14 protein-coding genes and 1 pseudogene are annotated in these 12440 nt (G+C 62.9%); 8 read left to right on the forward strand and 7 right to left on the reverse strand.

Going from position 1 to position 12440, the window contains the following annotated elements; genetic code table 11:
* Positions 1–63 precede the first annotated feature (63 nt).
* Positions 64–255: a hypothetical protein gene (locus P3T22_RS05595; protein WP_063500042.1), complete on the reverse strand. Its 192-nt coding sequence runs from the start codon at positions 253–255 to the stop codon at positions 64–66.
* A gap of 236 nt (positions 256–491) precedes the next feature.
* Here P3T22_RS05595 and P3T22_RS05600 point away from each other — a divergent pair, with 236 nt between their 5' ends.
* A complete protein-coding gene (locus P3T22_RS05600) occupies positions 492–2321 on the forward strand; it encodes an ABC transporter transmembrane domain-containing protein (protein WP_429324479.1) in 1830 nt (609 codons plus the stop codon).
* Between the two features lie 47 nt (positions 2322–2368).
* Here P3T22_RS05600 and copM read toward each other — a convergent pair whose 3' ends face one another.
* Positions 2369–2758, reverse strand: a complete 390-nt coding sequence (copM, locus tag P3T22_RS05605) for a CopM family metallochaperone (RefSeq protein ID WP_429324685.1) — start codon at positions 2756–2758, stop codon at positions 2369–2371.
* An 18-nt stretch (positions 2759–2776) separates the two neighbouring features.
* Positions 2777–2904, reverse strand: a pseudogene (locus tag P3T22_RS05610) (heavy metal transporter); the annotation flags it as partial.
* Between the two features lie 324 nt (positions 2905–3228).
* Here P3T22_RS05610 and P3T22_RS05615 point away from each other — a divergent pair.
* The 7 genes from P3T22_RS05615 to P3T22_RS05645 all read left to right on the forward strand — a co-directional run bounded on the left by P3T22_RS05615 (position 3229) and on the right by P3T22_RS05645 (position 9599).
* On the forward strand, positions 3229–3333 hold the full coding sequence (locus P3T22_RS05615; RefSeq protein ID WP_199203111.1) for a potassium ABC transporter ATPase: 105 nt from the start codon (positions 3229–3231) through the stop codon (positions 3331–3333).
* Positions 3330–3425 (forward strand): K(+)-transporting ATPase subunit F, encoded by a 96-nt coding sequence (gene kdpF, locus P3T22_RS05620; RefSeq protein ID WP_028193906.1) that lies wholly within the window; start codon positions 3330–3332, stop codon positions 3423–3425. The genes P3T22_RS05615 and kdpF overlap by 4 nt, the downstream gene beginning before the upstream one ends.
* On the forward strand, positions 3422–5230 hold the full coding sequence (kdpA, locus tag P3T22_RS05625) for a potassium-transporting ATPase subunit KdpA (RefSeq protein ID WP_063500039.1): 1809 nt from the start codon (positions 3422–3424) through the stop codon (positions 5228–5230). Before kdpF ends, kdpA begins: the two co-directional genes overlap by 4 nt.
* A gap of 13 nt (positions 5231–5243) precedes the next feature.
* On the forward strand, positions 5244–7379 hold the full coding sequence (gene kdpB / locus P3T22_RS05630; RefSeq protein ID WP_063500038.1) for a potassium-transporting ATPase subunit KdpB: 2136 nt from the start codon (positions 5244–5246) through the stop codon (positions 7377–7379).
* A gap of 22 nt (positions 7380–7401) precedes the next feature.
* Positions 7402–7983 carry a potassium-transporting ATPase subunit KdpC gene (kdpC, locus tag P3T22_RS05635; RefSeq protein WP_063500037.1) on the forward strand — a complete coding sequence of 194 codons (582 nt, stop codon included), beginning with the start codon at positions 7402–7404 and terminating at the stop codon, positions 7981–7983.
* Positions 7984–8104: 121 nt separating this feature from the next.
* A complete protein-coding gene (locus P3T22_RS05640) occupies positions 8105–8803 on the forward strand; it encodes a response regulator (protein WP_063500036.1) in 699 nt (232 codons plus the stop codon).
* Positions 8804–9077: 274 nt separating this feature from the next.
* A complete protein-coding gene (locus tag P3T22_RS05645; protein ID WP_420488493.1) occupies positions 9078–9599 on the forward strand; it encodes a universal stress protein in 522 nt (173 codons plus the stop codon).
* Positions 9600–9752: 153 nt separating this feature from the next.
* Here the strand turns inward: P3T22_RS05645 and P3T22_RS05650 are convergent, their stop codons facing one another.
* The 4 genes from P3T22_RS05650 to P3T22_RS05665 form a co-directional block, all read right to left on the reverse strand.
* Positions 9753–10376, reverse strand: coding sequence for an ABC transporter ATP-binding protein (locus P3T22_RS05650; protein WP_063500034.1), 624 nt, complete (start codon positions 10374–10376; stop codon positions 9753–9755).
* Entirely contained in the window at positions 10342–10608 is a 267-nt protein-coding gene (locus P3T22_RS05655; RefSeq protein ID WP_063500033.1) for a hypothetical protein, read from the reverse strand. Before P3T22_RS05655 ends, P3T22_RS05650 begins: the two co-directional genes overlap by 35 nt.
* A 45-nt stretch (positions 10609–10653) precedes the next feature.
* Positions 10654–11760 (reverse strand): AraC family transcriptional regulator, encoded by a 1107-nt coding sequence (locus tag P3T22_RS05660; protein ID WP_063500032.1) that lies wholly within the window; start codon positions 11758–11760, stop codon positions 10654–10656.
* A 407-nt stretch (positions 11761–12167) separates the two neighbouring features.
* On the reverse strand, positions 12168–12416 hold the full coding sequence (locus P3T22_RS05665; protein ID WP_148662371.1) for a hypothetical protein: 249 nt from the start codon (positions 12414–12416) through the stop codon (positions 12168–12170).
* Between the last annotated feature and the right edge of the window lie 24 nt (positions 12417–12440).

The following is a 12440-nucleotide window of genomic DNA, read 5'->3' on the forward strand; positions in this document are numbered from 1 at the left end:
CCCGGGTTGTCGTGCTGCCGCCCTCAAGTGCGCCGGTGAGCAAGCCGCGGTAAGCTGGCCGCCCTAGCGACGGCCGCTGCGGCCCCACACGTAGCGCACCCAGCGTTGCCACCTGCTGCGCTGCGGAGCGATAGCGTGGCGCGATGCCTGCTCCTCGCGGTCGCGCTCCACGCTCTTCTGCACCTGTTCGTGGATCTGACGCAACGTCAAGCCGCCAGGACCTTTCAGTTTGTCGGGATCGGAGTCGTCTGTCATGGCAATCGCCTGGTCCGGATGAGTCGATTCGATCTTGATACAGATGGACGGCCGGGGCAAGCATGGGGAAGCAGTCTGCCGACCGGCGTGGCGCTGCAGAGGCGCCCAGTTCTTCTGGACGATGCGTGGCGGACACGGAGGCACGCATGGATCAGTGCCAGGCTTTTACGCGAACCGCCTTCGAATCCGCAGGACTGGCACAATCTGGATGACCTTCGATTCGCTTGGGAATCTTCATGCCAGACGCTGTTCCGTCCTCGCCGCCTGCTTCACCTTCACGACGTATCGGCCCGCTGTTTGCCCTGTTTCCCTTCCTGCGCCCTTATGCCGGCCGCTGGGCGCTCGCGTTCCTCGCGCTGGTGACGTCGGCGGGCTCCACACTGGTATTGCCGGTGGCGTTCAAATACCTGATCGACCGTGGCTTCGCGGGGGGAGACCGGGCGCACATCGATCGTTATTTCTTCGCGCTCTTCGTCGTTTCGCTGGTATTGGCCGGCGCCACGGCGCTGCGCTTCTACCTCGTGTCATGGCTGGGCGAGCGGGTCACGGCCGACTTGCGGCGTGCGGTCTACGACCACGTGCTGGGGATGAGTCCGCAATTCTTCGAGACTACGCAGACCGGCGAGGTGCTGTCACGACTCACCGCCGACACCACCTTGATCCAGACGGTGGTGGGCACCAGCCTGTCGCTCGGGTTGCGCAACTTCTTTCTGCTGACCGGTGGCGTGACGATGCTGGCGGTGACGAGCCCCGTGCTGTCCGGCTACATCATCGGGACGTTGGTGGTGGTGGTCGCGCCTATCGTGATCTTCGGCCGGCGCGTGCGGCGGCTCTCGCGCGCGAGCCAGGACAAGATCGCGAACACGAGCGCGCTGGCGGGCGAGGTGCTCAATGCCATGCCGACTGTCCAGTCATATACGCAGGAGCCATTTGAGGCGCGGCGCTTTGCCGGCGCGGTGGAGGCGGCCTTTGAGACCGCGCTCACGCGCATTCGCGCGCGCGCCTGGCTGACCGCCGTGGTGATCGTGCTGGTCTTTACCGCCATCGTGTTCGTGCTGTGGCTCGGGGCGCAGGCGGTGCTGGCCGGGCGGATGACGGCGGGCCAATTGTCCCAGTTCATCCTCTACGCGGTGTTCACGGCCGGCGCCGTGGGCGCCGTCGCCGAGGTATGGGGCGATCTGCAGCGCGCTGCCGGGGCCACCGAACGTTTGCTGCAATTGCTGGCGGCGCGCTCGCCGGTGCTGGAGGCCGAGACCACGGTTGGGCTGCCGGCGCGAGGCGAGGGCATCCGTTTCGACAACGTCAGCTTCTCGTATCCATCGCGCCCTGGCATTGCTGCGCTCTCCGCACTTTCGCTCGAGGTCCGTCCGGGCGAACATGTCGCCCTGGTCGGGCCGTCCGGCGCGGGCAAGACTACGCTGTTCCAACTGCTGCTGCGCTTTTACGACCCACAGTCCGGCAGCATTCTGATCAACGGCGTCGCGATGCGTGACGTGCCGCTCGTCGCATTGAGGAAGGAAATCGGCGTAGTGCTGCAGGAATCGGTGATCTTTTCAGGGAGCGTGCTGGACAACATCCGCTACGGCGCGCCGGAAGCCACGCTGGCACAAGTACAACGGGCTGCCGACATGGCCGCTGCGGCCGGCTTTATCGAAGAACTGCCGCAAGGCTACGACACCTTTCTCGGCGAGCGTGGTGTGCGACTGTCTGGCGGACAGCGCCAGCGCATTGCGATCGCACGGGCGATCCTGAAGAATCCGCCGATCCTGCTGCTCGACGAAGCGACCAGCGCGCTCGATGCCGCCAGCGAACGGCTGGTACAAAAGGCGCTGGACAATGCCGCGCAGAACCGCACCACCCTGGTTATCGCGCACCGCCTCGCGACCGTTCAACAGGCCGACCGCATTGTCGTGCTGGATCAAGGCCGCATCGTCGCGCAGGGCCGTCACGCGGAGCTTCTTCTGAGCTCGCCGCTCTATGCCCAGCTTGCCGCGCTGCAGTTCGGCGGGCAGCCGGGGCAGCCGGTGCAGCGAGGCGCTGTGAGCGACCCGATTGGGTCCGCGTGACGAGGCGATCCTGGTCGCAAACCTTGTTCATTGCGGTGGCGCCACCGTTAGCGCTTCGCCTGCCAGCGCTGCATGAACGCGATCTCATCGTGTTGCGCCTTGATGATGTTTCGCGCCAGGCGCTTCAACTCGGGATCCTTGCCGTATTTCAGTTCCACCTGTGCCATTTCGACCGCGCCTTGATGATGCGGAATCATGTGGGCCACGAAGTCCTTGTCGGCATCGCCCGTGTAGGCCGGTGCGTCCATGGCCTGCATCATTTTCTCGTCGGCGTCCTTGAATGCCTGGGTCGATGCGCTCGATCCGGCGTCCGCCGAACCGGGCATGTCGATGCCGGGCATCGACGCACCCTGCTGGGCGTAGACGGGTGTTGCCGCGACGGCAAACGCAACGCCGCTGAAAAGGCAAAGGGCACGGAATGCGTGAAGGTTTTTCATATTGGGTTTTTCGGTGGGGGAAAGAGTTTTCACGATTTTAACGGGGACATCGACGGCGACCTTCGCGCGGGGTCGAGGCCAGTCACTGCACGAGCAATGGCATTGGCGCATCCGCCGCACGACCTATCCGGGATTTCGAATTCCATTTCTTGCCTCCGATGAGAAATCAGAACGCAAGCGTAGACCTTCCCACGGCGGGAAGGTCAAGCCTATATGCCGATGTTCATGCTGTCGCCAGCCCTGGCCTTATTCGAGTCCGTGCACACCGCCTCGGGCGCCGCGATTACCCATAAGGTGAGGCTCGTCTCGCCTGCGCGCCCGGATGCATTCTGGTTTCCCCGATAGCTGGCTCTGGCGGTCTCTCGCATCGTTCCCATCGTTTTTACGAAACTCCGTAATGTATTAACACTGCGTTTACGCGGATTTTCATAAATTTCACGGTGCAGGAGTCCCTTGTGGGAGACCAGACCATGGATCTGCTTTACCTCATCGCAATCATTGCGTTCAGTGGTCTCGTCGCGGCCTTCGTGATTGGCTGCGACAAGCTTCGCCGCGCGCCCGGAGGCCGTCCATGACGACCTGGATGACCTGGCTCGCGGCGGCCTCGACGCTGATTCTGTTCGCTTACCTCGTGTATGCCTTGCTACGCGCGGAGGCTCTCGAATGAACTTCAACAACCTGTTTCAGCCCGGCCTGTTCATCGTCGTGCTGATCGCGCTCGCCATACCGCTTGGCCGTTACATGACCGGCGTGGTGGACGGTTCTTCGGTCGTCGTGCGCCGGATAGGGCGGCCGATCGAAACCGCGCTCTACAAGCTCGCCGGGGTCGACCCCAGCGCCGAAATGTCGTGGAAGCGCTATGCGCTGGCCGTGCTGGCGTTCAACACGCTCGGCGTGCTCGCGGTGTATGGATTTCTGCGTTTGCAGCAATGGCTGCCCGCGAACCCGCAGAGCTTCGGACCGATGACGCCCGACGCCGCTTTCAACACGGCAATCAGCTTCGTGACCAACACGAACTGGCAGGACTACACGCCGGAATCGACTGTCAGCTATCTCACGCAGATGGCCGCGCTGACGGTGCAAAACTTTCTTTCGGCTGCCACCGGCATTGCGGTCGTGGTCGCGCTGATTCGCGGTTTCGCACGCCATACGACGGCGACGATCGGCAATTTCTGGGTCGATCTGACGCGTATCACGCTGTATATCCTCGCGCCGCTCGCGACGGTCATCGCGCTCGTCTTCATCAGCCAGGGCGTGATTCAGAACTTCAAGTCGTACGAAGACGTGCCGACGCTGCAGGTGACGACGTATCAAACACCGAAGACCGATGCCCAGGGCAACCCCGTCAAGGACGCCAAAGGCAATCCGGTGATGGTGGACAACAAGGCCGACAAGCAGACCATCGCCATGGGGCCGGTCGCGTCGCAGGAAGCGATCAAGATGCTCGGTACCAACGGCGGCGGCTTTTTCAACGCCAATTCCGCGCATCCCTATGAGAACCCGACGCCGTTCTCCAACTTCGTTCAGATGATAGCGATGCTCGTTATTCCGGCTGCCTTGTGCGTGGTGTTCGGCCGGATGGTGGGCGACCCGCGCCAGGGCTATGCGGTGCTTGCCGCGATGACGATCGCTTTCGCGCTCGCCTGCTGGGGCGAGATTTCGTCGGAGCAGAACGGCAATCCGCTGTATACGTCGCTGCATGTCGAGCAAACGGCATCGGCCACGCAAGCGGGCGGCAACATGGAAGGCAAGGAAACCCGCTTCGGCATCGCGCAGTCCGGCATCTTCACCGTGGCGACCACCGCCGCGTCGTGTGGCGCCGTTCTCAACACGCACGATTCGTTGACGCCGATGGGCGGCTTCGTTCCGCTCCTGCTGATCGAGCTCGGCGAGGTGATCTTCGGCGGCGTCGGCTCGGGTCTGTACGGCATGCTCGTGTTCGCCTTGCTCGCGGTGTTCGTGGCCGGCCTGATGATCGGGCGAACGCCGGAATACATCGGCAAGAAGATCGAGTCGTACGAGATGAAGATGGTGTCGATTGCCGTGCTGCTTACGCCGCTGCTTGTGCTGGTCGGAGCATCGATTGCCGTGCTGACGGCAGCCGGCGTGGCTGGCATCGCGAACCCCGGCCCGCACGGATTCTCCGAGATCCTCTACGCGTATAGTTCGGCCGCCAATAACAACGGCAGTGCTTTCGCGGGCCTCTCGGTCAATACGCCGTTCTATAACGGGACGCTGGCCATCGTCATGTGGTTCGGCCGCTTTGGTTCGATTGTGCCGGTGCTGGCGATCGCCGGATCGCTCGCCGCAAAGAAACGCATCTCCGCGACCGCCGGCACGTTGCCGACGCATGGCCCATTGTTCGTCGTGCTGTTGCTCGGCACAGTGGTGCTGGTCGGCGCACTGACGTACGTGCCCGCGCTGGCGCTCGGCCCGGTCGTTGAACATCTGATCATGGTCGCGGGACATTGACTGAGAGGACAGCATGACTAACGAACTCCAACCGCCGGTTCATCAGCCTGGCAACATCGGTCAGGCACGCAACGCCGCGCGTTCGATGTTCGACCCGGCGATTGCGCGGCCGGCGCTCGTCGATTCGTTCAGGAAGCTCGCGCCACGCCATCAGTTGCGTAACCCGGTGATGTTCTGCGTGTACATCGGCAGCATTCTGACGACCGTTCTGTGGATCGCGGCGCTCGGGGGCCAGGCCGAAGCGCCCGCTGGTTTCATTCTCGCGATCGCGCTCTGGCTGTGGTTTACCGTGCTGTTCGCCAACTTCGCGGAGGCGCTGGCCGAGGGTCGCTCGAAGGCGCAAGCGGCTTCGCTGCGCAGCGCGAAGCACAACGTGATGGCGAAGAAACTGCAGGATGGGCATCCCAAGTCGCCGATCCTTATGACGACGGCCACCGATCTGCGCAAGGGCGACGTCGTGCTGATCGAAACCGGCGACGTGATTCCGGCGGACGGCGAAGTGATCGAAGGCGTCGCCTCGGTCGACGAGTCGGCGATCACGGGGGAATCCGCGCCGGTGATCCGCGAGTCGGGCGGCGATTTTTCGTCGGTGACAGGCGGCACGCGTGTGCTGTCGGACTGGATCGTCGTGCGGGTCAGTGTGAATCCCGGCGAGGCCTTCCTCGACCGGATGATCGCGATGGTGGAGGGCGCGAAGCGTCAAAAGACGCCGAACGAGATCGCGTTGACGATCCTGCTGGTCGCGTTGACGCTCGTGCTGCTGTTCGCCACCGCGACGCTGCTGCCGTTCTCGATGTTTTCGGTCGAAGCCGCGAAAGCAGGGCATGTCGTCACGATTACCGCACTGGTGGCGCTGCTGGTGTGCCTGATTCCGACCACCATCGGCGGCCTGCTGTCGGCGATCGGCGTAGCAGGCATGAGCCGGATGATGCAGGCGAACGTGATCGCCACCTCGGGCCGTGCTGTCGAAGCCGCAGGTGACGTCGACGTGTTGCTGCTCGACAAGACTGGCACGATCACGCTCGGTAATCGCCAGGCTTCGGCTTTCACGCCGGCGCCGGGCGTCACGGAGGAACAGCTCGCCGACGCCGCGCAGTTGTCCTCACTTGCGGACGAAACCCCGGAAGGGCGCAGCATCGTCATACTCGCGAAGCAGCGCTTCAACATCCGCGAACGCGACATGCATGCGTTGCAGGCAGTTTTCCTCGCTTTTAGCGCACAGTCGCGCATGAGTGGTGTCGATCTACCCGACCGTGAGATTCGCAAGGGCGCATCCGATGCGATCAAGCACTATGTTGAGGAGCACGGTGGCAGTTTCCCCGCGGAGCTCACGGTTGCGGTCACGGAAATCGCACGTCGCGGCAGCACACCGCTGGTCGTCGCGCAGCACGTCCGCGGCGAGAGCGGCGCACGCTGCATGGGCGTGATCGAGCTGAAGGACATCGTCAAGGGCGGTATCAAGGAGCGTTTTGCCGAACTGCGCAAGATGGGCATCAAGACCATCATGGTGACGGGCGACAACCGCCTGACGGCAGCCGCGATCGCTGCCGAAGCAGGCGTCGACGATTTCCTCGCCGAAGCCACGCCGGAAGCGAAGCTCGCCACGATCCGCACGCACCAGGCCGAAGGGCGGCTCGTGGCGATGACCGGCGACGGCACCAACGACGCGCCGGCGCTCGCGCAAGCGGACGTCGCGGTGGCGATGAACACCGGCACGCAGGCAGCGAAAGAAGCCGGCAACATGGTCGACCTCGATTCGAATCCGACCAAGCTGATCGAGATCGTCGAGATCGGCAAGCAGATGCTGATGACGCGCGGCTCGCTCACCACCTTCTCGATCGCCAACGACGTCGCCAAATACTTCGCGATCATCCCGGCGGCTTTCGCGACGACCTATCCGCAACTGCGGGTGCTCGACGTGATGCATCTAAGCTCGCCGTCGTCGGCCATTCTGTCGGCGGTGATTTTCAATGCGCTGATTATCGTGGCGCTGATCCCGCTTGCCCTCAAGGGAGTGAGGTACCGGCCGCTCGGCGCGGCGTCGCTGTTGCGCCGCAATCTGCTGGTCTACGGGCTGGGCGGCATTCTGCTGCCGTTCCCGTTCATCAAGCTGATCGATATGGTGCTGAACGTGTTCGGCTGGGTCTGACCACAATAGAGTGGTGAACATCATGAAAACGCTGCTTCGCCCGGTACTCGTCCTGTTCATCCTGATGACCGTGATCACCGGGGTGATCTATCCGATCGTTGTGACCGCAATCGGTCATGCGGCCTTCGCGGCGCAAGCGAACGGCAGCCTCCTCGAGCGCAACGGCAACGCCGCCGGCTCCGCGCTGATCGGCCAGCAGTTCGACGCGCCGTACTATTTCTGGGGACGCCTGTCGGCCACCACGCCCCAGCCCTACAACGCGCAGAACTCGGGTGGTTCGAACCTCGGCCCGACCAACCCCGCGCTCGCCGATGAAATCAAAGGCCGTCTCGATGCCTTGAAGGCAGCGGGTAACGACATGTCGCAGCCGGTGCCGGTGGATCTGGTGACGTCGTCGGGCAGCGGGCTCGATCCGGAGATCAGTCCTGCGGCTGCCGCTTATCAGGCGGAGCGGGTGGCGAAGGCCCGCGGCCTGCCGGTCGAACAGGTGAACGATCTTGTTGCGCGCAATACGTCGGGGCGGCAGTTCGGCGTTTTCGGCGAGGCACGCGTGAACGTGCTGAAGCTCAACCTGGCGTTGGACGATCTCAAGCCGATGCATTGAGTCCGTTGCTTTACTGCCGTTGTTTTGCCGGCGCGCATGAAGCGCGCCTGTCCAATAATCTATGGAGACTCCGCCTGGAAGTTGGCCGCGACCTCAGGGGGGCTGCCGACGTGGCACATTCATGAGCGATCCCACCGTAACAATCGTTGTGATCGACGCTGACAAAGCCATCCGCCGCTTCATTCGCACGAGCCTCGAAGCGGCCGGCATGAGTGTCTTCGATGCGCAGACCGGCGCACAAGGCCTGGCGCAGGCTGCCACGCGGCTGGCGGATCTCGTCATTGTCGATCTGAGTTTGCCGGACATGGACGGCATCGAGGTGATCCGTGAGTTGCGCGGCTGGTCCGCGATGCCGGTGATCGTCCTGTCGGCGCGCAGCCGCGAGGAAGACAAGGTTGCCGCGCTCGATGCCGGCGCCGACGATTACCTCACCAAACCATTCGGCTTGCCGGAGCTCAGCGCGCGGATCCGCGCGCATTTGCGCAGACAGGTCAACGGCGACAGGGTTGGTGTGCCTCAGGTTCGGTTCGGCCTCGTCACGATCGATCTCGGCGAGCGGAGGGTCGTGCGCGGCAGCCGGACCGTCCATCTCAGCCCCACCGAATATCGCCTTCTCTCCGCGCTGGTGCGCCATCCCGGGCGCGTATTGACGCATGAGCAGCTGCTCGGCGAGGTATGGGGTCCCTTGCAAACCGACAACCACCACTACCTGCGAATCTACATGGGGCATCTGCGCCACAAGCTCGAACGCGATCCGGCGCATCCGGAACACATCGTCACCGAAGCGGGGGTGGGCTACAGGCTGGTTGGCGTGCGGTGAATTTCACAAGATTTTTATATCGCCGGCGGCAATCGTTTCTCGGCCTTTATGGCGTTGTCCGTTGTGTGACATGCGGGCTGCTAACGCTGTGGCTGCAATCCGATGCGCGGCGCGCGTTCGGTTTCGCGCGTGAGAAGGGGTTCGTGAAGACGGTCGGCGAGCGCAAGCAGGAGCTGCAGATTGCCGAGGATTGTCCGAAGCGGTGGCTGGTGATTTTGCATATCGAGCTGAATCCCGCAGCGATACAGGCAACGTGAGGCTGCTTTGCGCCGCTGTGGAATTCGCTCGTACGCTGCCAGACAATACAGCCGGCTTTTTACGCCACGTTAACGGCGCATTGGCTAAGCTCAAAGTATCAGTTACCCGCCAGGAGTTCTCGATGATACGCATGCTGATCCCTGTTCTCGACCAGGGCGGCGCGATAGAAGCCGCGCGCTACGCGGCGTTCATGTTTCTGGAGCGCGGCGTAACCGAAGTCGAACTGCTGGAAGTACTCGAGCCTGTCGATCAGGGGCGCGCGGCAGCCTTCCACAGTCGAAGTGCATTGGTGCGCCGGGAAAAGCAGGCCATGCTGAAGGCCTTGATCGACGTCCGCACCATTCTCGAAGAAGCCGGCGTGCCGTATCGCTGGAAGCGGGTCTTCGGCCACCGTACGAAAGCGATCGCCGACTACGCTGCGACCACCCAGCCCGACGTGATGGTGATCGATGCCAGCCATATGGGCTTTTTCCGCAGGCTGGCCATGTTCGCGTCGCTCTCAAGGCGCACGGTGACCCCGGTGACGATGGTTCACTGATTTAGCCAACGTTCATCGGCAGCGGCACCATCTGTTTGCCATGCTGGTGCAGGCGCGTCTGGATTTCCAGCGGCGTGCGATTGCGCAACCACATCGCAAGTCGCGAAAATCGACAGATCGTGCCTTGCACAAGACCGCGACGCGCGGAACCTTCTAGCCGCGCATACCCAGGTCCGCAAAAGCGATGGTTTTCGCCTCGCATGCTTGCGTAAAAGCCGGGTCGTAGCTCGAGAAAAAGACCGTGCGGGTTTCGGCCAGCGTTTTAAACAGCTCGACCAGAACTCCGCGCGCCGAGGCGTCGAGTCCGCCGGCCGGTTCATCCGCGATCACGACTTTCGTCTCGCCGAGTACGGCCGCGCTCAGGAAGAACTTCTTGCGCGTGCCAAACGACATCTGCTCGAAGCGCTTGTCGAAATGCGGTTCGAGTCCCAAGCGATGGGCCAGCTCGAGCGCATGGCTGTCGACCGCTGTCTTTCTTTCCGACGCCACGCGCTCCAGATACGCGCGACCGGTCTGGTCCGGATACGTCATGCAGTCTTCCGGCACATGCGTGAGCACGGATTTCGCCTCATGCGGCGCGGTGCGCAACGAATGGCCGCCCAGCCACACTTCGCCGGCGTCGGGGCCGATCGTGCCGGCGAGGATGCCAAGCAGCGTCGACTTGCCGCTGCCCGATTCATCGTTGAGCGCCACGCATCCTGCAGCCGTGTCGTAGTGCAGTCCTTGAAAGATGATGTGTTCGCTATAGCGCTTGCTGAGGTTCTCGAATCGAAGCATGGCGTGCGGAGTGTGTCAGCCGAAGAAAGTGCCGCACGACGCTCACGCAGATTGCGATCAGCACGATGCCGGGCGACGAGGATTCTTTGGGAAGTGGGCAGTGCGCAAGTGTAGCAGCGCGGTCCGACGTTTTCCCGCGTTCGAGCGTGGGCGATGTCGCCGCGCTCGTCATCATCACGTCGTACGTGGCGCTTGCGGTCAACAGCGCCGGCCCGAGTTCCGTGCTGATCATGGAAGCGTTTCCGGCAACTCGGCGCGCGGCCGGACTTGCGGTGATTTACAGCTTCGGCGTGGTGCTGTTCGCCGGATGCGCGCCTTGCCGGCGCTTCGCAACCGCCTGCGTAAGCTCCTCCGCGCTGCGGTGCTGCAGGTCCAGCGCGTGCGCCCGCATATCCTGCGGGCTCATGTCGAAGGCACGGCGAAATGCGCGGGTGAAATCGGACGCGCTTCGGAAACCGAGTCCGTAAGCGATTTCCGTCACCTGAAGATGCGGAAAACGGACCAGTTCGTCCGCTGCTTCCCGCAACCGGCGATTGCGGATGTAGGCGCCGAGCCCGCCGTCGTGCTCGAACCAGCGATAGATGGTGGCGCGTTTCAGCTGTAACGCCTGAACCACGCTGGTCGGCGTGAGGTCGTCCTGGTGCAGGTTGGCTTCGACGTAGCGCCGCACCTGTCCCATCACGGCAGCCTGCAGCGCCGCCCGGCTCGCTCCGGTCAGGCGCGCCTCCTTGCGGAAGGCTGCGACCAGCAGTTGGGCGCCGGCATGGAGTGCCTCCGCCGCGGCGGCCGGGTCGAGCGTGGGGATTTCCCGGGCGACTGCCGCGAGGTGGTCCAGCACGAGGCCGGTCAGCGGCGAACCCTGCTGGACAATCCGGCCGTGAATCGCCGCGCCGTCGCCCAGTTCCTCGTCCACGATCGCGGACGGTACGAACAGGCTCAGAAGCCGGCATTCGGGCCGTTCGGCCCGAAACGGCTGGTTCAGGTCGAACGCGACGATGCCCTGCACCGAGTCCGGCGCGCTGCGTTTCTTGCGCATGCCCGTCACATGGCCGATTTCGCCTTCCACGAACAGGTGAAAGGCGTAATCGCGCCGCGAGTCTGTGGAGACGCGCGCGACCGACCGTTCCAGCCGCAGCGCTTGCGTGCTGCAGTCCGTAAACACCATGCCGCCGACTGCATAAAAATCGATTTCACCGCGAAAGCCCCTGCCGATCTGTTCCTTCGACGGCGGCGTGTCGACCACATGGCCCACGCGCTGGCGCCAGGCCAGAAATTGTTCCTCGGCTGCGAGCGCATGCGTGCTGAAGCGGCTCGTGGAAATGGCGGAGCGCGGTTCGGCTGGGGCTGCAGCGGCCAGGGATGGCGGCAAGGTGCGCTGATTCATGGATCGGTTGCTGCGAATGGAGGATGCGGTTCTGGTGAAGTACCGATGGTAACCAGGTATTTAACACGCCGTCGTCCAAAATTGAGACGGATGGTAAAGCCAATCAGAAAACCTGCGGTATCGTCGGATGATTAGATGCAGATCGCTTCTCGACCAGCTCGGGAGTGAAGCGCAGATGAAGCCGGGGCGGCGTACAGCCGCCTGAGTCTGACTCTGTCGAGGGAAAGGTTGCGGGAATCGGGGGTAGTTGCGGGAGAGCAGACCGGTGCCACAAGGTACCGGCAATAAAAAAGAAGAACCTGAGAGTGCGGCGAGATGCGGACGGGCCCAAAGAGGCCCGCCGCTCAGCTGCTCGAACGTTAGGCGCCTTGCCTATCGAACGTTTAGTTCATTCCACGATTTTTTCGCTATTTGCTGTAATTCTGACCGCTTTTTAATAGGGCGCGGGTACTTTCACGTATACAGAATACGCAGTGAATATAGCGCTGATAAACTGTGCGCCGGTGCAGCGGGTCGTCGCTTTCAAGGCGCCGATCGCTCCCCCAAATTCGACGATATAAATCGCCGGATAGACGGTAGAAACCGGTCTTTTCTGCAATATGGAAAAAGTGGCCACCCGGCATACTGACCGGCGTGCGAGCTGCTAAAAGGGACATGGAGTCGAATGTCCTTCTTTCCGC

This window comes from Paraburkholderia sp. GAS348 (assembly GCF_050434205.1).
In the GTDB taxonomy this organism is placed as follows: Bacteria; Pseudomonadota; Gammaproteobacteria; order Burkholderiales; family Burkholderiaceae; genus Paraburkholderia.